The 21764-nt window shown below is 38.8% G+C and carries 19 protein-coding genes; 4 read left to right on the top strand and 15 right to left on the bottom strand.

Translation table 11 applies throughout. The annotated features are described in order from the left end of the window. Positions 1-3: 3 nt before the first annotated feature. From B2400_RS06445 to B2400_RS06410, 8 genes are all read right to left on the bottom strand, one after another. Positions 4-1686, bottom strand: a complete 1683-nt coding sequence (locus tag B2400_RS06445; protein ID WP_293931936.1) for a RagB/SusD family nutrient uptake outer membrane protein — start codon at positions 1684-1686, stop codon at positions 4-6. Positions 1687-1697: 11 nt separating this feature from the next. After that, a complete protein-coding gene (locus B2400_RS06440) occupies positions 1698-4796 on the bottom strand; it encodes a SusC/RagA family TonB-linked outer membrane protein (RefSeq protein WP_293931935.1) in 3099 nt (1032 codons plus the stop codon). A 43-nt stretch (positions 4797-4839) separates the two neighbouring features. Beyond that, positions 4840-5853 (bottom strand): FecR family protein, encoded by a 1014-nt coding sequence (locus B2400_RS06435; protein WP_293931934.1) that lies wholly within the window; start codon positions 5851-5853, stop codon positions 4840-4842. 75 nt (positions 5854-5928) lie between these two features. Continuing rightward, the gene (locus B2400_RS06430; protein ID WP_293931932.1) at positions 5929-6441 is read right to left on the bottom strand and encodes an RNA polymerase sigma factor; all 513 of its coding nucleotides are present in this window, start codon (positions 6439-6441) and stop codon (positions 5929-5931) included. Positions 6442-6554: 113 nt separating this feature from the next. Beyond that, the gene (locus B2400_RS06425) at positions 6555-6806 is read right to left on the bottom strand and encodes a hypothetical protein (protein ID WP_293931930.1); all 252 of its coding nucleotides are present in this window, start codon (positions 6804-6806) and stop codon (positions 6555-6557) included. A gap of 93 nt (positions 6807-6899) precedes the next feature. Continuing rightward, positions 6900-8162, bottom strand: coding sequence for an NADP-dependent isocitrate dehydrogenase (gene icd / locus B2400_RS06420; protein ID WP_293931928.1), 1263 nt, complete (start codon positions 8160-8162; stop codon positions 6900-6902). 6 nt (positions 8163-8168) lie between these two features. After that, entirely contained in the window at positions 8169-10304 is a 2136-nt protein-coding gene (locus B2400_RS06415; RefSeq protein ID WP_293931926.1) for a cation:proton antiporter, read from the bottom strand. A 108-nt stretch (positions 10305-10412) separates the two neighbouring features. Further along, entirely contained in the window at positions 10413-11630 is a 1218-nt protein-coding gene (locus B2400_RS06410) for an ABC transporter permease (RefSeq protein WP_246172202.1), read from the bottom strand. A gap of 82 nt (positions 11631-11712) precedes the next feature. On the opposite strand from B2400_RS06410, the gene fmt reads away from it, so the two are divergent. Then, on the top strand, positions 11713-12651 hold the full coding sequence (gene fmt, locus B2400_RS06405; protein ID WP_293931923.1) for a methionyl-tRNA formyltransferase: 939 nt from the start codon (positions 11713-11715) through the stop codon (positions 12649-12651). Here the strand turns inward: fmt and B2400_RS06400 are convergent. Continuing rightward, a complete protein-coding gene (locus tag B2400_RS06400; protein ID WP_149526015.1) occupies positions 12638-12844 on the bottom strand; it encodes a helix-turn-helix domain-containing protein in 207 nt (68 codons plus the stop codon). The genes fmt and B2400_RS06400 overlap by 14 nt on opposite strands. 292 nt (positions 12845-13136) lie before the next feature. On the opposite strand from B2400_RS06400, the gene B2400_RS06395 reads away from it, so the two are divergent. Further along, positions 13137-13997 (top strand): sigma-70 family RNA polymerase sigma factor, encoded by an 861-nt coding sequence (locus tag B2400_RS06395; protein WP_093096797.1) that lies wholly within the window; start codon positions 13137-13139, stop codon positions 13995-13997. 137 nt (positions 13998-14134) lie between these two features. Here the strand turns inward: B2400_RS06395 and B2400_RS06390 are convergent, their stop codons facing one another. The 6 genes from B2400_RS06390 to B2400_RS06365 all read right to left on the bottom strand — a co-directional run bounded on the left by B2400_RS06390 (position 14135) and on the right by B2400_RS06365 (position 19097). Next, positions 14135-14464: a helix-turn-helix domain-containing protein gene (locus B2400_RS06390; RefSeq protein WP_149526016.1), complete on the bottom strand. Its 330-nt coding sequence runs from the start codon at positions 14462-14464 to the stop codon at positions 14135-14137. 106 nt (positions 14465-14570) lie between these two features. Next, positions 14571-15941, bottom strand: coding sequence for a UDP-N-acetylmuramate--L-alanine ligase (locus tag B2400_RS06385; RefSeq protein ID WP_293931916.1), 1371 nt, complete (start codon positions 15939-15941; stop codon positions 14571-14573). Continuing rightward, entirely contained in the window at positions 15942-16784 is an 843-nt protein-coding gene (prmA, locus tag B2400_RS06380; RefSeq protein ID WP_293931914.1) for a 50S ribosomal protein L11 methyltransferase, read from the bottom strand. Between the two features lie 3 nt (positions 16785-16787). Next, positions 16788-17555, bottom strand: a complete 768-nt coding sequence (gene tpiA, locus B2400_RS06375) for a triose-phosphate isomerase (protein ID WP_293931912.1) — start codon at positions 17553-17555, stop codon at positions 16788-16790. A 10-nt stretch (positions 17556-17565) separates the two neighbouring features. Further along, on the bottom strand, positions 17566-18768 hold the full coding sequence (locus tag B2400_RS06370; protein ID WP_293931910.1) for a putative sugar nucleotidyl transferase: 1203 nt from the start codon (positions 18766-18768) through the stop codon (positions 17566-17568). A gap of 80 nt (positions 18769-18848) precedes the next feature. After that, positions 18849-19097, bottom strand: coding sequence for a type B 50S ribosomal protein L31 (locus B2400_RS06365; RefSeq protein WP_094256557.1), 249 nt, complete (start codon positions 19095-19097; stop codon positions 18849-18851). Between the two features lie 347 nt (positions 19098-19444). On the opposite strand from B2400_RS06365, the gene lysS reads away from it, so the two are divergent. Both lysS and B2400_RS06355 read left to right on the top strand, forming a co-directional pair. Further along, positions 19445-21163 carry a lysine--tRNA ligase gene (lysS, locus tag B2400_RS06360; protein ID WP_293931905.1) on the top strand — a complete coding sequence of 573 codons (1719 nt, stop codon included), beginning with the start codon at positions 19445-19447 and terminating at the stop codon, positions 21161-21163. 174 nt (positions 21164-21337) lie between these two features. Beyond that, on the top strand, positions 21338-21745 hold the full coding sequence (locus tag B2400_RS06355; RefSeq protein ID WP_286651983.1) for a hypothetical protein: 408 nt from the start codon (positions 21338-21340) through the stop codon (positions 21743-21745). Positions 21746-21764 lie beyond the last annotated feature (19 nt).

The following is a 21764-nucleotide window of genomic DNA, read 5'->3' as shown; positions in this document are numbered from 1 at the left end:
ATGCTAATAATTTGGGTTTTGATTTAACCCACTCGTTAGTACTTCCGTTGACGGTATTGGCCATATATATTGCTTCTTTGCGTCGAATTTTCTAATTGCTATTTGTTTGATTAAACCCTGACTATAGAATCCAGAAAAATCTGGTGAGCCATCTTCATCAATAGGCGGTGCAGTTGGTAAAAACCATTTACCGGTATTAACAACCTTAGAAACTAGGTCTGCAGGATCTAACAAACCAAAATTTGGTTTATTTAAGACCTTCTCGGCGATTTTCCATCTGATGATATCCATATAGCGAAGTCCCTCTAGCGCAAACTCCATTCTTCGTTCGCTACGAAGAATTTTTCGGAGTTCTGCTTGCGCAGTTGTAGTAACTTTAGGATAATTCGTAGAAGATTTATCAACTTTATAAGCTCTAGCCCTCACTTGATTTATAGCATCTAATACCGATTGGTCAATTTCGTTCAACTCAATTTTAGCTTCCGCATAGATCAGGAGTACGTCTGCATAGCGAATTATTATATTATCGGGTTCAATCCGCCAAGAATTTAGAAGCCAATCTGAATCCACGCCTTTTCTCCAAACCAATCCATTAAATGAAGCATATTGTGCGACAGCCCTATTGTCATTGTTTGTAATCTCTTGACCTGTAGATACTCTTTTAGTCTTCAAAGCTAAAGGATGCGGTGTGTAGATTATGTCTAAAAACGGCTGATCGAATGGAACAATTGTAGCTTCACAACGAGGATCTCGGTTTTCAAATGGATTCTTAGGATTGAAAAGCGGAGATTCGTCTACTGGTAAACCGTCTGTACAATAGTAAGAGAAAAACAAGTCCCATGAAGGATCCTTTGCAGCCCATCCACCATTATTGCGCGGAATATAATTTTGGCGATCTCCTAATGCTACTCCTAAAGTAATCGAGCGCGGCAAAAGAAAGATTGACTCGGGCGATTGCTTAGTTTTCGAGAGGAACAACGCTGAGTAATCCGAGTGCAAGTTGTATAATCCTAAAGCTATACATGCAGATGCGGCTTCTTTCGCGGTCGCAAAATCGCCCATGTAAAGAGCAATACGCGCTTTCAGTGCCATCGCTGCACCCTTGGTGGCACGCTTCACTTCCGATGAGCTATACGAACTTTTTAAATGGGTAATTGCGAAATCGAAATCCTCATAAATTTTCTTTAATAATTCATCTGGATTCATTTGACCTATCGTTTTTGCTTCCTCGATACTTAATGTTTTATCCAGATAAACGACATTTCTATAATGACTCAATAAAAATGAATACATAGCCGCACGAACAAATCTTGCTTCTGCTTTATAACCATTTATCTGTGCTTCGGGTAAAATATCTGCAGCTCGATCCATACCTTCAAGCACTGTGTTAGCTCTAGCAATCGCTTTGTAGGTATTTTGCCAACCACTAGTAACGAACGCCGATTGACCATTTATCGTCGCATTCGTTATATCAGTTAATCCATCTCGGTAAATCCAATCGTCCGTCCAATCGTCGACGTCTTTAATCCATAGGGCCTCTCTATATAAATCATTGAGAGACATGATGAGCTCATCAGCATCAGAATTCCAAGTTTCACTAGAACCTTGAGATAATGGATTTAAGTCAAGCTTCTGGCATGAAAACAGAAACAGTGACAAAACCAAATATATTATTTTACTTTTCATGACCTTAGCTTTTAAAATTTGACGTTAATACCGAATAAGAATGATGACGTTATTGGATATGTAAATGACGTCATTTCTGGATCCCAACCTTTAGGGAACTTATTAATAGTGAAAATATCATTAGCAGTAAATGATAATCCAAGCCCTTTAACATGATACTTTGCTAAGAAGTTTTCAGGAATTTGGTACGAGACATTCACTGATTTTAGACGAAAATATCTTCCATTAATCATCCAAAAATCCGACATAGCATAGTTATTTGTTGCTGAGGTATTAGAATATCTTGGATATTTTGCGGAGAGATTTTGAGCATCAGTATTATATTTACTCCAAGTATTTCCGTCAAGAATTGAAAGGAAGTTTCCCCAATTCTGTTGATAAGGTTGTATCATATCGGTAGTTTGACGCACGTTTTGTTTACCGACCCCTTGAATTACGACATTTAATGACAATCCGCCGTAACCCAAATTAAGCTGTCCGCCATACAAATACTGTGGTAATGAACCTCCTAGAAACACTCTATCATACTCAGGGGAAATTATCCCATCAGGAACTCCATCAGGACCCGATACGTCTTTATATTTAACATCCCCAGGCTTTACATTGGCATTCAAAACTGGGGAACCTGCAACTTCATCTGCAGTTTGATACAACCCATCGGATAAATAGCCGTACCATTCATTGAATTCGCTGCCTTCCATTTTAACTTGATTACCCAAAAACTCGGTACCGCCTAAATCTCCCATAACAGATTTGAAGTTTGAGATATTAAAAGAAAGACCATAAGTAAGTTTATTAATGTTATCCTTCCATCCTACAGCCAACTCCCATCCCTTCGTATTCATTTTTCCAGTATTTTGATTGGGATTCTCGAAACCAATGAAAACAGGAATTTGAAGTGCAAGGAGCATGTCGCTTGTTATTTTATTGTAGACGTCGAATGTAGCATTCAATCTATTGTTTAACCCTACGAAATCGAGACCTACGTCATATGACTCTGTTTTTTCCCATGTGATATCACGAATTGCATACTGCCATTGAGAAGCTGATTGTTGTGATGTAACTTGATTTCCGGTATAAAATAACGCTGTGTTAGAAAACTGAATTAAAGATTGATAAGGGTAATTCCCAATACGCTCATTACCAAGCGTTCCATAAGATGCTCTCAGTTTTAAGAAATTAAGCCAAGAGACGTCTTTCATAAAGTTTTCTTCTGAGATTGACCATCCTGCGGAAACAGATGGGAAAACACCCCATCGGTATTCTTTAGCGAATCTTGATGAACCATCGTATCGTATGTTTGCTTGAATAAAGTACTTGTTGGCATAATTATACATTGCTCGCCCGAAATAAGAACGATATGCATTTTCATATGCTGAACCAGAGTTATCTCTAAATTCCAAAGGTCCCAAATCGAGGTATGGGTAGCCGCTAAGCAAATATTGATCGCGGCTCGCTGATAGATCTTCGTTATAGTAGTAGAAGAATTCGTATCCGGCCAAAAGGTTTAGATTGTGCTTACCGAGACTCTTCATATAATTCCCTAAAAATTGGGTTGTATATTGGTAACTCTCTACTCTACTTTCCGTAAGTTTAGTTGTTTCATAACCATTAATGTAACCTAATCTTTGTTCTGGGTTGTTCCAAGCTGTATAAGGAACTTTTGTTCGAAAGGCTTTAGTCCGATCGAAGTTGAAAATTGGTGCAATCACACCCGTCAATGTAAGGCCCTCAATCGGCTTCAAGTCGATTCCTACCTTACCGCCAAATTGGGTATATTGATATTTGGTTTGCCCCCCTTGAGTCAACATCCCATAGATATTATCGCCGTCCTTCCCAGATGCAATCCTTCCATCATCCCACATCCCTGCATAAATTGGTGCTGTAATCCCCATTCTATATAATGGATCGATAGAAGGACGATTATCCGTTGTACGTTTAAAGTTCAAGTCAACAACAGCAGATAAATAGTCGGTTACATCAATATTATTGTTTATCCGTGAAGTTAATCGCTCATAATTGCGCATCACGTATAACGCGTCTGTATCATCATACCCTAATGAGAATCTAGTCCTAAGATTTTTCCCAGCCCCAGAAACGGATAATTGATGTGCCTGTCGGCCGGCTCTGTCTTTTAGCAGTATACTTTGCCAATCGGTAATAGGATATAGATTAGGGTTTTCTTTATTTAAGTTAAGGTAGTTATCCACTAAATCTTTTGCGTAGATCGGATATTCGTTTTGGTTGTTGTTATTATCATTCCAACGAAGCTCATTCACGAGTTGCAGATAGCGTTGCGCTCCTACGTACTCTGGCAGTTCTGTTGGAGATTCCCAACCTATATCCGTATTATATTCCAAGGATAGCACACCTTCTCTACCCCGCTTTGATGTAATTAAAATAACACCGGCAGCAGCTCTGGATCCATAGATTGAAGCAGATGCAGCATCTTTAAGCACCGTTACGTTTTCGATATCGTTAGGATTGACTTGGTCCAAGCCACTAATTGGCACTCCGTCTAGAATGACCAATGGATTCAGACCGCCGTCGGTGATCGTAGTGATTCCTCGAACGCGGATTGTTGCGGCGGCACCTGGTGCATTGTTATTTCTAGTTGCCATAACCCCCGGAACTGCGCCCTGTAATGCTTGGGACAACTGGGTTGTTTTACGAACGGCGATATCTTTTCCATCTACCGATGAAATGGCGCCCGTTAGATCTTTCTTCTGGACTGTTCCATAACCAATAACGACGACCTCATCGAGTTCATTATCGTCGGGTTTAAGACGTATTAAAATACTGTTAGTTTGGTTGGTTTTAGCAACAAAATTGGTGATGGAATCGCGCTGGAAACCGACGTGGTGAACATAGATGTTGTACAGTCCATCTATGCTAAGATTGTTTAGTGTGAAAAGACCTTGATCATTCGATCCTAAAGTCTCCTTTTTCTTCGTTTTCACATCTATCACCTCGATTGTTGCTCCCGGTATTGCTGCACCGTCAATACTTATCACCTTTCCATTAGCACGTACATTGGTCTGTGCTAAAGCTTCTTGGAAAAGTGATGATAGCCCATAGATTAGCAATGGGTAAATTACTTTACTTTTCATAGTCATAAATTGTTTATAATGGTTAATGGTTACTAAAAAATGTTTATTTAATTCTTATAATATTATCTTTTATAGTAAAGTTGCATCCATTCATTTGACAGAAAATTGTAAGTAAATTTTCTAGGTTATCGTTCTGGTATAGTTCTCCTGTAAAATTACCGTTGGTAATCTTTGGATTTTCGACATCAATGGAGACACCATAAAGTCGTTCCATTATGCTGAATAGGTCGGCATTTGATACGCCACTGAAGTTGACGACTTGATTGGACCAGGCAATCGTACTTTCCGAATAATTATTGCGGATCGACTTACGCTCCTTATCCCAAGCTTTTTTATGCCCTTCCTTATTCTCGTTGATATGGTTATAGGTAAAATTAACCTTACTGACTACTATAGCCGTTGGGTTATTCAAAATGATTTCACTATCGGTATTATCTGTAGGATCTTCTACAACTATCTTTCCTTCTAACAGCTTGATGATTAAATTTTCGTTATTGTAATCGTCGATAGAAAAGGTTGTTCCAACAGCCCGCGTTTGGACACCTTGATTGATCACACGAAATGGAAGATCTTTATTTGCATGAACGAAATAGGTAATTTCGCCGGCTACTTGGTTTAACTCTCTATCTTTAGCGAAGTTGGTCCGATAAGTAAGCTTAGCTGCCGGACTTAGTTTTACTCTGCTGCTGTCTGGCAAGATATGCCATTCTGCTGATTCTGTATCATTTACGATTTCTACCAATAAAGGAGACTCCAGATGCGAAGGGCTATCGTGCTTTCCTAGTTTGTAAAACGAAAATGCAACGAATAGTAATACAGCGGCTGCGATCAACAGGCGCTTGAGTAGCAGTCCCTGTTTAGGCTTCGCTAAAATAGCATCGCATAAGAGATCTTTTTCAACTTGGTCAATATGAATGATTTCGTTGTCGGCTAAATTTTCGAATAGTTGTATCTTATCCAGTTCGTCGTCATTGCCTTCCAAATAGGACGCCACATCCTTACATTCATTGTAAGAACATTGGTTTGACAAAAACTTTTCTAAGATCTCCTTTTTCACGGTTTATAATTTAGGCGTCTTTATATCTATATACGCTCATAAAATTAAAACTACGTACTCCATGAAAAATTATTTTTAAAGATGTAGCATAATGTAGATTAGGGCGAGTATTTTCCGAAGTTGTTGCACAGATTTATAGATATGTGTTTCGACGGTTCGGATGGAAACATTCAACTTCTCAGCAATCTCTTTATGGCTATAGCCTTCGATGTATGCCATATTAAAAACCTCTTTTCGCACCGGGGAGAGTCCATTGATTGCATTTTGCAGCGAGTCCTTGAGGTCGGTAGAGAGTTCATCGATGGGGATTTTTTCCTGTTGCTTGAGGCTATCGATCATTTGCCGCTCTTTCGATTCTTTTCTCAACCAATCGATAAAAACAAGCTTTCCTTTTCTGAATAATTGGATTTCGACGGTAAGTTCTGGTGTAAAACTATCTCGATATCGCCAAAATTTGATGAAGGTCTGTTGTGTTAGGTCCTGCGCGACTTCATAGGATCCTGTTTTTTTATAAAACCCAGAATATATACGGTCATAGTATTTCGTAAATACCGCTCTAAAACTCTCCTCATCAATTTGTAAATACATATCGAGCTGCGTTTATTCTAAATGGTTAGATTTTTTTTATTAATACGTGCAGTGGATATCCAAATTAAGGATAATTATGGAATTTTACTATATGAAATCAAATTTGAATTAAGCTATAGGAGGATGATTTTCCATGCATTCAGGAGTTCGTTGCGTTGAATTAATTCCTTCGCTTTTAATAGTTGGTGAGTTAGTCTGGTCGATTCATCTCCGATAAAGGCATTCAGCAGCTCCTGGATTTCTGGTTGGTATTGATAAGCATCAATTTCTGTCTCCTCGGGAAGTTGCTTGACGCTTTTAAGCGTATTAATCTCTTCTTCTGAGAAGATATTTGAGGCTGTAACAAAACTTGGTATTTCGATCATGACACTAATTTATCGCTTCTTTTATATACTGCTTTTAGAATAAAAAAGCTGAACCAGTTAAAGTTCAGCTTTTTTGAATGATATTACAATGTTTTATAGTTTTTCGATAACTTTATTGGCAAATTCGCTTGTTTTAAGAAGCGTTGCGTCTTCCATTAAATTATAGAAATCCACTGTGACGGTTTTTTCTTTAATGGTTTCAGCAACTGCCTGTACGATGGCATCCGCTGCTTCGCTCCAACCCATGTAATCTAACATCATGACCCCGCTTAGAATAACCGAACAAGGGTTCATACTATCCGTATTGGCGAACCTTGGTGCTGTTCCGTGGGTAGCTTCGAAAATAGCATGTCCGGTTTTATAATTGATATTTGCGCCTGGGGCAATACCAATACCACCTACCATCGCCGCTAAGGCATCTGAAATATAGTCGCCGTTTAAGTTTAACGTCGCTACCACATCATAATCCTGAGGTGCGAGTAGAATCTGTTGCAAGAAGTTGTCCGCGATAATGTCTTTAACAATTATCTTTCCTGCGGCTTCTGCTGCTTTCTGTTCGGCATTAGCCGCGTCGGCACCACTAGCCTCTTTCGTCTTTTCCCATTGATTCCAAGTGTATAGCTTATCCCCGAATTCTGACTCCGCAAGTTGATATCCCCAATTTTTAAAGGCACCCTCGGTATATTTCATGATATTACCCTTGTGTACAATGGTAATGGATTTTCTTCCTTCAGCTATAGCAAATTCGATCGCTGCTCGTATCAAACGTTTTGAGACTTCCTCTGAGACGAACTTTAATCCGACTCCCGTTGTATTAGTGAAGTTATAATCTACGCTTAGATCGTCTTTAAGGAAGTCTTGAATGCGTCTGGCTTCCGCCGTGCCTGCTGCGAATTCTATCCCCGCGTAAATATCCTCCGTATTCTCACGAAATACGACCATATCAACTTTTTCCGGATGCTTCACGGGAGAAGGCACACCTTCGTACCATTTTGTAGGACGCTGACAAACATAAAGATCAAGCTCCTTGCGCAAAGCAACATTCAATGAACGGATTCCTCCACCGATTGGTGTTGTTAAAGGACCTTTGATACCAACAAGATATTCTTTGAATGTGTCTAATGTTGCCTCTGGCAACCAGTTTCCTGTTTCATTGAATGCTTTTTCACCGGCAAGGACTTCCAACCAGTTGATCTTCCGTTGGTTATTATAGGCTTTGGCAATCGCTGCATCGAAAACACGTACAGAAGCATGCCAGATGTCCGGCCCGATTCCGTCTCCGATAATAAAGGGTATGCTTACCTGATCTGGGACATTCAATTTCCCTGAACCGCTAATCGTTATTTTATCGCTCATTATTTATTAGTTTTTATCTTTCCCAAACATGTTACCAATTTCACGGCTGATTTTGCGGAAAATAGGCGCAGTTTGAACATCTTCGTACTCATCGATATGCATATCTGCCACACGAGCAGGAAAGATTAAGATTAAGTTCTGATTTTTGTAGTACTTCCCAACGCGTTTTGCCAAACCATCTAACGAGTCTCTATAGGATACTTCACCATAGCGGGAAGATACAAAGACAAGCAGCGAGTCTGCATTTGAGAATGTTGCCAATCCATAGATATTATCCCAATCTTCATATAAATCATAGCTTACCGGAATGCTGGATTTCAGCGTGTCTAGCATGATTTCAATAGCTTGTTTGGTTCTGAAATTACAAACATATCTGATTGGGAGCGAAAGCTCTTGTGCGAATTTACTCATCTTTTCCATCCAGTAGGCAAAACCGACTTCCGATTCAGCCAATGGGGGAACAAAAATAGTAATGGATTTGTTTGTGATAAATGGTTTGTCTAAGCGACACATAAAAAGACTGGCATCCGTCCGGTTCAAGATACTTTCGGTTTTCTCACCTACGATTTTTTCCACGAAAGATGTTGCCGAAGGCCAACCCAGGATAAGACAGTCTGCAAAAGCTTCACGCGAGGCTCGCCCGATACCGTTGGCAATGTTGAAATCGATTGCCGTAATCAATTCAACGTCGGTCTCCGAACCTGAAGCATATTTCGCCATTTTATCAAGGTTCTGTCTGGCGAGATGTACATTTCGCTCAGCCTGTTCATCGTTAGGAACAACGCTTAAAATATTTAATGGGTGGGGTGATTTCTTAGATTTGATCAATGTTGCAAAATCCAAAATCGCTTCCATATTGTTGAGGTTTGCAATAGGAATCAAAATTTGTTCCTCGTGCTCTTCTACATGCTCCATATGTTCCTGATCCTGATGACCAGCCATGACGCTTTTTTTGGAAGCATTCTCCGTAACAATCGATGCAATGATACAGCTTACTAAGATCAAGACGATCGTACCGTTCAATACGTTTTCATCGATGATGTCATTGTTGTATCCTACCATGATGATCGCAAGTGTTGCGGCCGCATGGGCATTACTAAGACCGAAGATAAGGTTTCGCTCGTTGTTGTTGTATTTAAACACCCATTGAGTAGCGGTAGCTGCCAGGAATTTACCCACGACGCCAACTAGCGTCAATACACCTGCCACGTAAAATACCGTTAGCCCCTCTCCCTTTGTAAACACGCTGATATCAACGATCATGCCCACAGAAATCAAGAAGAATGGGATAAATATCGCATTACCGATAAACTCGACTCTATTCATCAACGCAGATGAATGTGGAATCAATTTATTCAGTGCTAAACCCGCAACGAATGCGCCGATGATTGGTTCAAGGTTTGCCATTTCCGCCAGGAAGGCAGCAAAGAAGACAACAGTAAGTACAAATATGTAGTGCGCCGTTTTTTCGCCTTCGATCTTTTCGAAGAACCATTTGGCAATCTTCGGGATCACACCGAACATTATGAAAAGGAAGATGGCGAAAGATACGCCTAATGTCACCCAGAACTCGTTATTGATGTCACCTTGCGAGGCGCCCTTGATCACTGCCAGAATTATCAGTACAGCAGTATCCGTAAGGATAGTACCACCAATGGTAATAGCGACAGCTTCATTTTTCGAAATACCGTAGCGGTTAACGATTGGATAGGAAACCAATGTATGCGTTGCGAACATACTCGCAATGAGGATACTCGAAAGTAGACTGTAGTCCAAGACATAATAACAGACCGGGAATCCAATAGAAATCGGGATGATGAAAGTAAAGAATCCAAACATCAGACTCTTATGTTTGGTCTTTTTAAACTCATTCATATCAAGCTCTAAACCCGCAATAAACATGATATAGAGCAATCCAATAGTGGAGAATAAATCAACCGCCGAATTTTTCTCCAGCCAATTTAGACCATGCGGTCCAATGATCATCCCTGAAATAATCAAACCGATTATACCCGGTACTTTAATTGGGCGTAATAAGATTGGTGATAAGAGAATGATGAATAAGACAAGGGAAAATATTAGGACGGGATTGGTTAATGGCGCTTCAAAAGCATGGGCTAAGTGGTCAAAAACTTTGTTCATATATATTCGCTTGTTTATGGTACAACTATTAAAAGTCGTAATTGTTTTTCTAGCGAAAGATAATGAAAATTCTAATTTTTAAGAAAAAAGAGGCCGTTAGCAGTTGAACTATTTAAACTGAATGGTCTTGATTGGCGATATTCGGCTAATCAGCATAGAAGGGATAAATAGAGTTATCAACGCAATAAAGATCAAAGCCAGGTTGAGCCAAATAACTGTAAGCCAGGAGATATCCATTGGCACGAAGGAAACGTAGTAAACCGACGGGTCCAGCTTGAAGAAATGTGTGCTGCGTTGGAAAAAATAAAGTGCAATCGCAAGAAAGTTACCTAACAAAAGTCCGTATCCGATTAAATAAAGCGAATTATAAAGGAATACAGTTCGAATTTTTCGATTTTGCATACCCAGCGATTTCAAGATACCAATCATCGGTGATCGCTCAAGGATACTGATCAATAAGGCCGATATCATATTGATGACTGCTACGACGACCATCAGCACAAAGATGATATTGTCGTTCATATCGAGCATATTCAACCAGTTGAAGATATCCGGCATTTGTTCTACGACATTCGTTGCATATAATTCGATAGGAAGCTGATCATTGACGTCTTGAGTTGTCTTTGCTAGCTGGTTGAAGTCCTTTACCCGTACTTCATAGCCGCCCACTTCGTTGTCTGCAAGATTGTTCAGCTTGCGAATTAACGATAAGGAACCGATTACATAGATCTTATCTAACTCTTCTGAGTTTGTTGTATAAATCCCCCGAATAGTAAATTTCCGCTTTCTAACCGGTTCTTGGATGAAATACATAATGAAATCATCCCCTACTTTAAGGTTCAGCCGATTTGCAATAAGGCTGGAGATAAGCAATTGGTTTTCGGCATTCTCTGCTTTGAAGTCTATAGGTTCTCCCTCTATAATCGTTTTGGAAAGGAACTCCTGATCATAATCCTGATCAATTCCTTTCAGGAGAACGCCTTCGACTTCGCCCTTCACGTTCATTATTCCGGCTTTGGTAGCAAAAGGATATACATTGATGACATTACTGTCTGCCTCCAGCGTTTGGATTTGACTCTTTGTAAGTGAAATTGGAGTATTGACATAGGAGTCGTTACGATCATTTTTTAAGATAATGACATCACCAAAGAAGCCGCGCTGCTTATCTGTGATTTCGCCCTTGAATCCTCGCAGTATCGCGACAGCCATAATAATTGCCAAAATTGCAAGCGTCAAAGCTCCAATCGTTACTCGCACGATTAGTTTCGAGAAAGTACGATTTCCAGATAGTGTGATTCGTTTGGCTAAGAAAAATGGAAAATTCAAGCTTAAATTAAATTTGTAACTTCGCAAAGTTATAAAAATTCGTTTCACATGCGAATTGAAATTACATTATCAAGATTCTAGTATGCGTATAATTTTCATGGGTACCCCCGATTTTGCAGTTGCCTCGTTAAAAGCTTTAATAGATGCAGGTGAAGAGGTTGTGGCAGTAGTGACGGCGCCTGACAAACCTGCAGGTAGAGGTCAAAAGTTACATCAGTCTGCTGTCAAACAATTTGCAGTAGAAAATAATCTTCCGGTTCTACAACCGGAGAAACTTAGATCTCCGGAATTTATAGAGGAGCTACGCTCTTTCCGCGCAGACTTGCAAGTTGTGGTAGCTTTTAGAATGTTACCTGAAATCGTATGGAACATGCCAAAAAATGGTACTGTAAATGTTCATGGGTCGTTATTGCCAAATTATCGCGGCGCTGCCCCTATTAATCATGCAGTAATCAACGGTGAAAAGAAAACTGGCGTAACCACATTTTTGCTTCAACATGAAATAGATACCGGAAATATTCTATTAGCGGACGAGGTTGAGATTAAGGAAACTGATGATGCCGGAACAGTGCATGATAATCTGATGCACCTAGGAGCTAAGTTAATCGTAAAAACCGTAGATGCGATAAAGCGCGGATCAATAGATCCGATTCCGCAGAGCGGGCTTATCAATGAATCGGATATTAAACATGCTCCGAAAATCTTTAAAGAAGATTGCCAGATTAACTGGGAAAAAGATACTACTACGGTTTACAACTTCATTCGTGGCCTAAGCCCCTATCCTACTGCTTTTACGCATCTGGACAACAAAGTTTTAAAGGTATACAAAACAGAAAAGGAACTGATTCCGCACAATTATGAAGCAGGAAAATTTATCAGCGATGGTAAAACTTATCTCAAGGTAGCAACCCTTGATGGCTTTATTAAATTAAATGAAATTCAAATCGAGGGGAAAAAGCGAATGCATGTCGCAGACTTTCTTAGAGGTTATAAATCCGAAGAAACTATCATTGTTCCTTAAACTCTAAGATATCCCCGGGCTGACATTCCAGCGCCCGACAAATCGCATCCAACGTACTTAATCGGATAGCTTTCGCTTTCTGATTCTTTATGATGGATAGATTTGATAACGTTATTCCCACTTTGTCACTCAATTCATTGAGTGACATTTTCTTTTTAGACATCATCTGGTCCAAGTGAATCATAATTGGCATAAGTTTGCGTTTATTTCAGTTTCACATTCAAAACAAAATGTACCTAAAAATGTTTTAGTTACTAGATAATAAAAGGTGAGATTAAAAGTTTAGATAGTAAAGATTGTAATATTATGATTGCAGTATCAGGTAAACTATAATATTTGGAATGATTTTTGTGAATAGTTTTACCTCAACTCACCACTGCTAAGTAACTCATTATGAGTTTATAATTTACAATTATATTAGAATTTAATGAAGAAATTTCGCTATGTTTGCGAACATTTCAGAATAGAAAGGTTTATATTATTAAATGAGACAGCTCAAAATTACGCAATCCATCACCAATCGTGAGTCCCAATCGTTAGATAAATACTTACATGAAATTGGAAAAGTAGATTTAATTTCAGCAGAAGAAGAAGTTATTCTAGCACAAAGAATCCGCGAAGGTGATCAAGTAGCATTAGAGAAATTAACAAAAACCAATCTTCGCTTTGTCGTTTCAGTTGCAAAACAATATCAGAATCAAGGTCTAACATTAGGTGACTTGATCAATGAGGGCAATTTAGGCTTAATTAAGGCAGCAAAACGCTTCGACGAAACAAAAGGATTTAAGTTTATCTCCTATGCGGTTTGGTGGATTCGTCAATCTATTCTTCAAGCAATTGCAGAGCAATCTCGTATCGTTCGTCTACCGTTAAACCAAGTAGGATCATTAAGTAAAATTAGTAAAGCCTTCTCGAAACTTGAGCAAGAATACGAACGTGAGCCATCACCAGAAGAGTTAGCAGATATCCTAGAAACAACAGTGGATAAGGTATCTGATACTTTAAGTAATTCTGGCCGCCACGTATCTATGGATGCTCCATTCGTGCAAGGAGAAGAAAACACATTACTTGACGTTTTAGAAAATAGCGACCCAGATACAGATAGTTCTTTAATTGATGAGTCTTTATCCGAAGAAATCAAACGTTCGTTAGCAACATTAACAGAAAGAGAACGCGAAATCATCGTTCTATTCTTTGGATTAGGATCTAATCATCAATTGTCACTTGAGGAAATCGGCGAAAAATTTAGCTTAACTAGAGAACGCGTTCGTCAAATTAAAGATAAAGCTTTACAGAGACTACGTCATACTTCTAGAAGCAAGATTCTAAAATCGTATTTAGGATAGAAATTTTATTGAAAGCATAAGTAAAGCGCAATTTAACAATTGCGCTTTTTTTATGCGCATTTGGCATTATCACAGGGACAAAAAAAATTGCCTTCACTATTAGCAAAGGCAATTCTTTAATCTTGATAAAAGAAAAATTATTTCTTGTGTAATTGTTCGTATAAATCAATTACTTTTTTCTGTAAATCAATTACTTCAGCTTCACGAGCCTGTAATCTCTTCTGTAATTCATTAACTTCGTTCTGGATTTGCTTATCTTCTTCAGGATCTGAAGTAGACAAAAGTTGTACTAATGACAATCCGAATAACTTTGAAATTTGGTTTAGCCTAGAAAGGTTGACATCGGTAATTCCAGTTTCAATCTTTGAAAACGCAGGAATCGAGATATCCAATCGCTTGGCTACATCCTCCTGACTCCAGCCCTTCTGGTGTCTAAGTAATCTAATTTTTTTTCCTAATGCATTCATGGGTAAAATGTAAAATATTTATTTATTAAGTAATTATCAAATTTAAACAAATAAAGTATATTTCAAAATGCCAATATTAAAATTTTAGAAAATTTTTATAAGTATCTTAAAAATTTCTTAAAAATTTGTCTGCAAAGCTTGACATATTTACCCCATTGTAATTGTTTGAACTCATAAATAGCAAATTGTACCCAGCTGACTTAAAACCCTCTAAAAAGTGCTCTAAATCAGCTATTTGCGTTATCACTTGGAATGAAGGATGGTTGAACGCTTGAGTTAAATTTTCGATAGCATTATCCAATACTATATTTTTTTCCTTTAAAAGAGAAATATTCACAAAAACTGCCGCGAAATCAGACTCATTCATACTATTTGTGTACTCTTGAATAAAGTGTGGATCAAGACTATCATAAGCATTCAATTCGATAACCGTAACGAGTGCTTGATTCGGAAACTGTTCTTTGACAGCGTGAATACTTGAACGTAATTTTGACGGCGTATGGGCGAAGTCTTGGTAGACTACACTGCCATTCTGACTTGCGACAAATTCCAGATAACGAATAGAACTCTTGAAGTCCTGGATAGCATGATAAAACTCATCTCGCTTAACACCCAGCCATTCACACACCGTAAAAGCGCCTGCGACATTAGAGAGGTTATGTTTTCCGAAAATCTTTAACGGAATGCGATCTTCGCCATGATTTAAATAGGTTACTCCTTTGTTTATAGAATACTCAGGGAGCTTATATCCATGGCGATTTATTTTGATATCCATTGTGCGCTCTACAATCGCTCTAGTCCGCTCATCGTCCTTATTATAGATTAGAGTACCTTTGGGAACAATAGTTCTTATAAAGTCCTCAAATTGCTTATAATAAGCTTCTTCATCGATAACAGTTTTAAAGTGATCCCACTCTACTCCGGAAATCAATGCGATATTAGGTTTATATTCTAAGAATTTAGAATGCTTATCCACGGAGGATGCATAGTATTCATCACCCTCGATGATCATGAGATTATTGTCCGGATTTAGCTGCAATAAGTCATCAAATCCTTCTAATTGAGCGCCTACTAGGTAGTCGAATGGCTTGCCGAGCTTCTTCAACACATGCATAATCATGCTTGTGATGGTCGTCTTACCATACGTCCCTGCGATTACGACGCGTATTTTATCCACACTTTGCTCATATACGAATTCCGGAAACGAGTAGATTTTAAGACCTAATTCCTGAGCTCTTTTAAGCTCCGGATTTTCTTCCTCGGCATGCATCCCAAGAATGACAGCATCGATATCCTCACTTACTTTCTCGGGAAACCATCCTAATTCTTTAGGAAGCAGCCCGGCTTCCAGTAAATGCGATTTAGAGGGTTCCACGATTTGATCGTCAGAACCACTAACCTGATGGCCTTGCTCGGCTAAGTTAATAGCCAAATTATGCATAATGCTTCCGCCTATGGCAATAAAATGAATACGCATTTAATTAGCTTTAGTAAACTTGGCTGCACACCAATTATCGAGGACTTTATTTTCCACATATTGGAAACCAACTGACTCGGCCTTTTGTTTGAGAATTTCGAGATCTTCTCCATCATAGAAGCCGGAAAGATATAATTCGCCTCCGTTAGGCAAACAAGCAGCATAGGTATCCAACTGATCTAGCAAAATATTCCGGTTGATATTAGCAAGAATAGTATCAAAAGACAAACCTTCAATTGCTTCCTTTGAACCCAATTTAGCGTCTATATTACTAACATCATTTAATTGAACATTCTCAATCACACTGTCGACACAAATTGGGTCGTAGTCAACAGCAAGCAATTGCTTTGCTCCTCTTTTTGAGGCAAGAATCGCTAAAATTCCTGTACCACAGCCCATGTCCAAGACTTCTTTTCCATTGAATTCGTTTTCTAGAATAAAAGAAAGCATCATGGAAGTCGTCTGATGATGACCTGTGCCAAATGACATTTTAGGATCGATGATTATCTGATATGGGTACTCTGAGCGATCTTCATGAAATGTTGCACGAACATAGCACGTATTATCGACAAGAATCGGGTTGAAGTTACTTTCCCAAATCTGGTTCCAATTTTTCTCCTCAATTTCCTTTACCTGATAGTCTAGGTCAAATCCATCAACTTCGCTTAGCAACACAGATTCCAAAGCTTGGATATCTAAATTAGCAGAAGGGATATAGGCTTCGAAACCTCCATCAATATCTTCGAAAGTATCAAAACCAATTTCTGCTAATTCAGAAATTAGCAAATCCTTTTGCCAATCTTCAATACTTGAAGACGTAAAAGTAACTGCTGAGTATTTCATATATTACGCGTTAAATACACTAATAATTTGTAAGAAATCGCGAGATTTCAAAGATGCACCGCCAATCAAACCGCCATCAATATCCGGTTGTGAGAATAAGCTTTGCGCATTAGATGGATTAGCACTTCCGCCATAAAGGATAGTCGTATCGTCAGCAATAGTTTCTCCATACTTTTCAGCAATAGTTTTGCGGATAAAAGCATGAACTTCTTGCGCTTGCTCCGGGCTAGCCGTTAATCCTGTTCCGATAGCCCAAACTGGTTCATATGCTAAAACGACCGATTTAAACGCTTCAGGACTTAAATGAAATAAACCTTTGCTCAATTGCGTTTTGATGATATCGAAGAAAGAACCCGATTCGCGCTCTTCTTTTGTTTCACCAATACAGAATATAGGCTTCAAATCATTTTTCAAAGCAGCATCTACTTTTTCAGCCAATAACTCATCAGTTTCACCGAAATAAGCTCTACGCTCTGAATGGCCTAGGATAACATAGCTCGCACCTGTAGATTTTACTTGAGAAGCCGATATTTCGCCTGTAAAGGCACCTGACTCCACTTGATGAATATTCTGTGCACCTATCGCCACGTTGGCTACAGGAGCGCTTAATTTAGCTAAAGCCGGCAAATGGATAAAAGGACTACATACCACAACTTCTTGATTTCCTCTGACCTCATCTTTCACCATGTTCACAATTTCTGAGAAAAGGCTTACACCCTGCTCATAATCCATGTTCATTTTCCAGTTTCCTGCTACGATGTTCTTACGCATAAATTATATATTAATGGTTGATTAATTGCACTCTTAAACTCTCTGTGTCCTTAAAAACACGTTTTATTATTTCATAATCTTTTAAATGATTGCTATTTGCCGAGCCCTGCTTTCGCTGCAACATATTTAAAAATCCATCCAACTTATAATCGGTGTACTCCTTGTCGGTTAACCAACTAAAATCTGGAACAAATTTGGGAATAAATTTCGACAATGCTATCTGCGCACCGACGCCAATCACGCTTCCCGTATTAAATGAGGAATTTATAGCTGCCATTGCATAATCCCCCATCATCAATCCACACTTCTGCAATTTGGTATCACGCATTCCTCCGCTAAAATAGTCATATAATTTGACTGTACTCCAGTTATTCTTCAAGTTTGAGTTACTTGTGCCGGCGCCTAAATTGCAGCCCTCACCAATAACCGAACATCCCAGATAACCGTCATGTCCTTTCGCGCTGTTACCCCAAAGGACAGAGTTATTGACCTCACCTCCTACTGTGCTTTGAGGCCCGATCGACACATTCTCATACAGTCGAGACCCCATTTTAACCCGAGCGATATCTCCAATTCCTACATAGCCTCTAAGAAAGCTGCCCTCTTCTAGATTCGCGTGCTTTCCAATATAGATAGGTCCATTCAGGCTATTTAAACTGACGCCTTCAACTTGAGCACCCTCTTCAACAAAAATCCATTCACCAAAGATCATATTGCTACTGCTCAACTTGGCGGTACTCCTTCCTTTGGTCAATAAATTAAAATCGAAAAGCAATTGCTTCTTATTGTGCAGATAAATGTCTTCAGGGTAACAAACTTCCTCTATTGGAAAATCAACGTTTATCGGTTTAAGATCAGAAAACGTAATATCTATTCCTACAGGAAGTACTTCTGTTTTTGCTGCTATCCACGCTCCATTCTTAACCAAACATTCGCCGACAGACAACCTATCGATCGCCTCAGCCAATTGATCTGAAGGCAGAACACTAGCTTTAATAATCAGATTATATGTAGTATCGGAATTGATCAGCGGAAATGCATCTTGAAGATAATCTACAGTCAAATAGCCAACCTCTTTTCCGAAGATTTGGCGCCATTTTTCATCTATCGTACATATGCCAACACGTAGATTGCCTACAGGCCTCGTGGCGCTAAAAGGCAACAATTGCCTCCGCCATTCGGCATTATCATATAATACGATAGAACAGGACATAAATTAAATAAAAATACATAAAAAAACCCGATAAGCTAATGTTATCGGGATCTTCTTTAATTTCTTGTAGGAAATAAAACTTATTTCTTGTTGTAACGGCTACGGAATTTATCAATACGTCCGGCTGTATCAACTAATTTCATTTTACCAGTGTAAAAAGGGTGTGAAGTGTGAGAGATCTCTAATTTCACTAATGGATATTCAGTACCATCTTCCCAAGTAATGGTCTCTTTTGTGTCAACACAAGATTTAGTGATGAAAGCGTAGTCGTTAGACATGTCTTTGAAAACAACTAATCTGTAGTTCGATGGATGCAAATCTTTTTTCATTTTATCTTATGATTACTATATATTCAACAATTGAGGTGCAAAGATAATTTATTTTTTCATCAAATACAAAAAACCATAAAATTTCATTCCACATAGTGTTAATAAAATTCCTTTGCTTTATTATCGTCGAGCACTCAACGTGCAAAAATTGCAAATTGCTTTGAATTTTACAAGCTAGATCGTATAATAATCTCCTTTTTTTGCCTTCCCATATCGATTAAGTAGTTCTAATTTCCTACTTTTGCAGTCAATTTAAGTTCGAAAAACAACATGTATGTTTTCCTCGAAATACCAAAAAGATTGAATTTTCTTATTGGCCTTTAAAAACAGACACATTTCAGAAAAAAATGAGTATCGTATTATCAGAACAAGAACAACAGCGCAGGCTAAACCTTCAAGGAATGATCGACCTCGGAATCAATCCTTTCCCTGCGGAAGAATTTGTCGTAAATGTAACGGCAGAAGACATATTAGCAAACTACGAAAGAGATAAACTCAACTATAAGAACATTCAATTTGCAGGACGGATCATGAGTCGTCGTGTGATGGGAAGTGCTTCTTTCATTGAACTACAAGACTCTACCGGACGTATCCAGGCTTATGTAAAACGTGATGACATCTGCCCTACCGAAGATAAGACCCTTTATAATACAGTATTCAAAAAACTTCTTGATATCGGTGATATCGTAGGGATTAGAGGATATGTATTCACTACGCAGACTGGCGAGATCAGTATACATGTAGAAGAGTTAAAAGTATTGACGAAGTCTTTACGCCCTCTTCCAATCGTAAAAGAAGCTGATGGTAAAACATTTGACGCCTTTACTGATCCAGAACAAAGATACCGCATGCGTTATGTGGATTTAATCGTTAATGCACAGAATAGAGAGATTTTTGTGAAGCGCACAAAGCTCTTTAACGCGATGCGCGAATATTTCAACAACGCTGGATATATGGAGGTTGAAACTCCAATTCTTCAGTCCATTCCTGGTGGTGCTGCTGCACGTCCGTTCATTACACATCACAATGCGCTTGACATACCATTGTATCTAAGAATTGCAAACGAACTTTACTTAAAGAGATTAATCGTTGGTGGTTTTGATGGTGTTTACGAGTTTTCTAAGAACTTCCGTAACGAAGGTATGGACCGCACGCATAATCCAGAGTTTACCGCAATGGAAATCTACGTTGCTTACAAAGACTACAATTGGATGATGGATTTCACCGAAAGACTTCTTGAGCACTGTGCATTAGCGGTTAACGGAACGACCCAAGCTACTTTCAACGAGCATAAGATTGATTTCAAAGCACCTTATCCTCGCGTAAGCATGACGGAAGCAATCAAACAGTTCACAGGATTCGATATTACCGGAAAGTCTGAAGACGAGATTCGCGAAGCAGCAAAAGGTATGGGAATCGCCGTAAATGAAACAATGGGTAAAGGTAAATTGATTGATGAAATCTTTGGCGAGAAATGTGAAGGAAACTTTATCCAACCAACATTCATCACAGACTACCCTATCGAGATGTCACCATTGACGAAAAAGCACCGCGACAATCCAGAACTGACGGAGCGTTTTGAATTGATGGTATGTGGTAAGGAAATTGCAAATGCATATTCTGAGCTGAACGACCCTATCGATCAACGCGAAAGATTCGAAGATCAGCTGAAACTTTCCGAAAAAGGAGACGATGAGGCGATGTTCATCGATCAAGATTTCCTACGTGCATTAGAGTATGGTATGCCTCCTACTTCAGGACTAGGTATCGGAATGGACAGATTAATTATGTTCTTAACGAACAATCCTTCGATTCAAGAAGTATTGTTCTTCCCTCAAATGCGCCCTGAAAAAGTAGCTAAGGTTGCTGCCGTAGCAGACTACGTTGCTTTAGGAATTCCAGAAGGATGGGTACCAGTTCTTCAAAAAATGGGCTTCAATACCATCGAAGCATTGAAAGAAGCCAATCCAAACAAGGTTTTCAATGACCTTGGCGGAATGCGCAAAAAAATGAAATTAGACATTTCCATGCCAACAAAGGATGAAGTCCTTGCTTGGTTTGCATAAAAAGCGCCCGGAATAGACGCTGTAAAGTAGAAATTCTGAATCAAACTAAATTTAAGCCTCACAAATTGTGGGGCTTTTATTTTTTCCAGACCAATTGCTAAGAACTAATCTCCTATTAAACTTCCTTGCTATCAAACAAAACGATGGATTAACGACTTATTACCCATATCATCAATGAAAGGATATGAAATGAAATATATAATCCCATTAATTCTTCTCGGCACTATATTCGCCTGCGGCACATCTTCAAACGGACCTAGAAAACCAAAAATTGAAGGAAATTGGCGTTGGATAAAAACGACAGGGGGCTTTGCTGGTACAACGACCACACCGGAGTCTTCCGGTAAACAGATCCACCTGCAGATAACCAAAGACAGTATATTTACCTATGCAGATGGCGAACTGCAACGGGCTATTCCATACAACCTGCAACTAGGAAAAGTTATTGAATCGCAAAAAATGGAATGGTTGATTCATAACGGAGAACATAAAGCATCCGTTTATAGAAAAGACACTTTACTTTTAATGAATGAACAATGTTATGATTGCTTTAATCAAACATTTGTGAAAATGAAAGAATAAGAAAAAGAAGGTGTCTAAA

The sequence above is a fragment of the Sphingobacterium sp. UBA6645 genome, assembly GCF_002455685.1.
Lineage (GTDB): Bacteria > Bacteroidota > Bacteroidia > Sphingobacteriales > Sphingobacteriaceae > Sphingobacterium > Sphingobacterium hotanense.
This window is presented reverse-complemented; position numbering and strand designations above follow the sequence as displayed.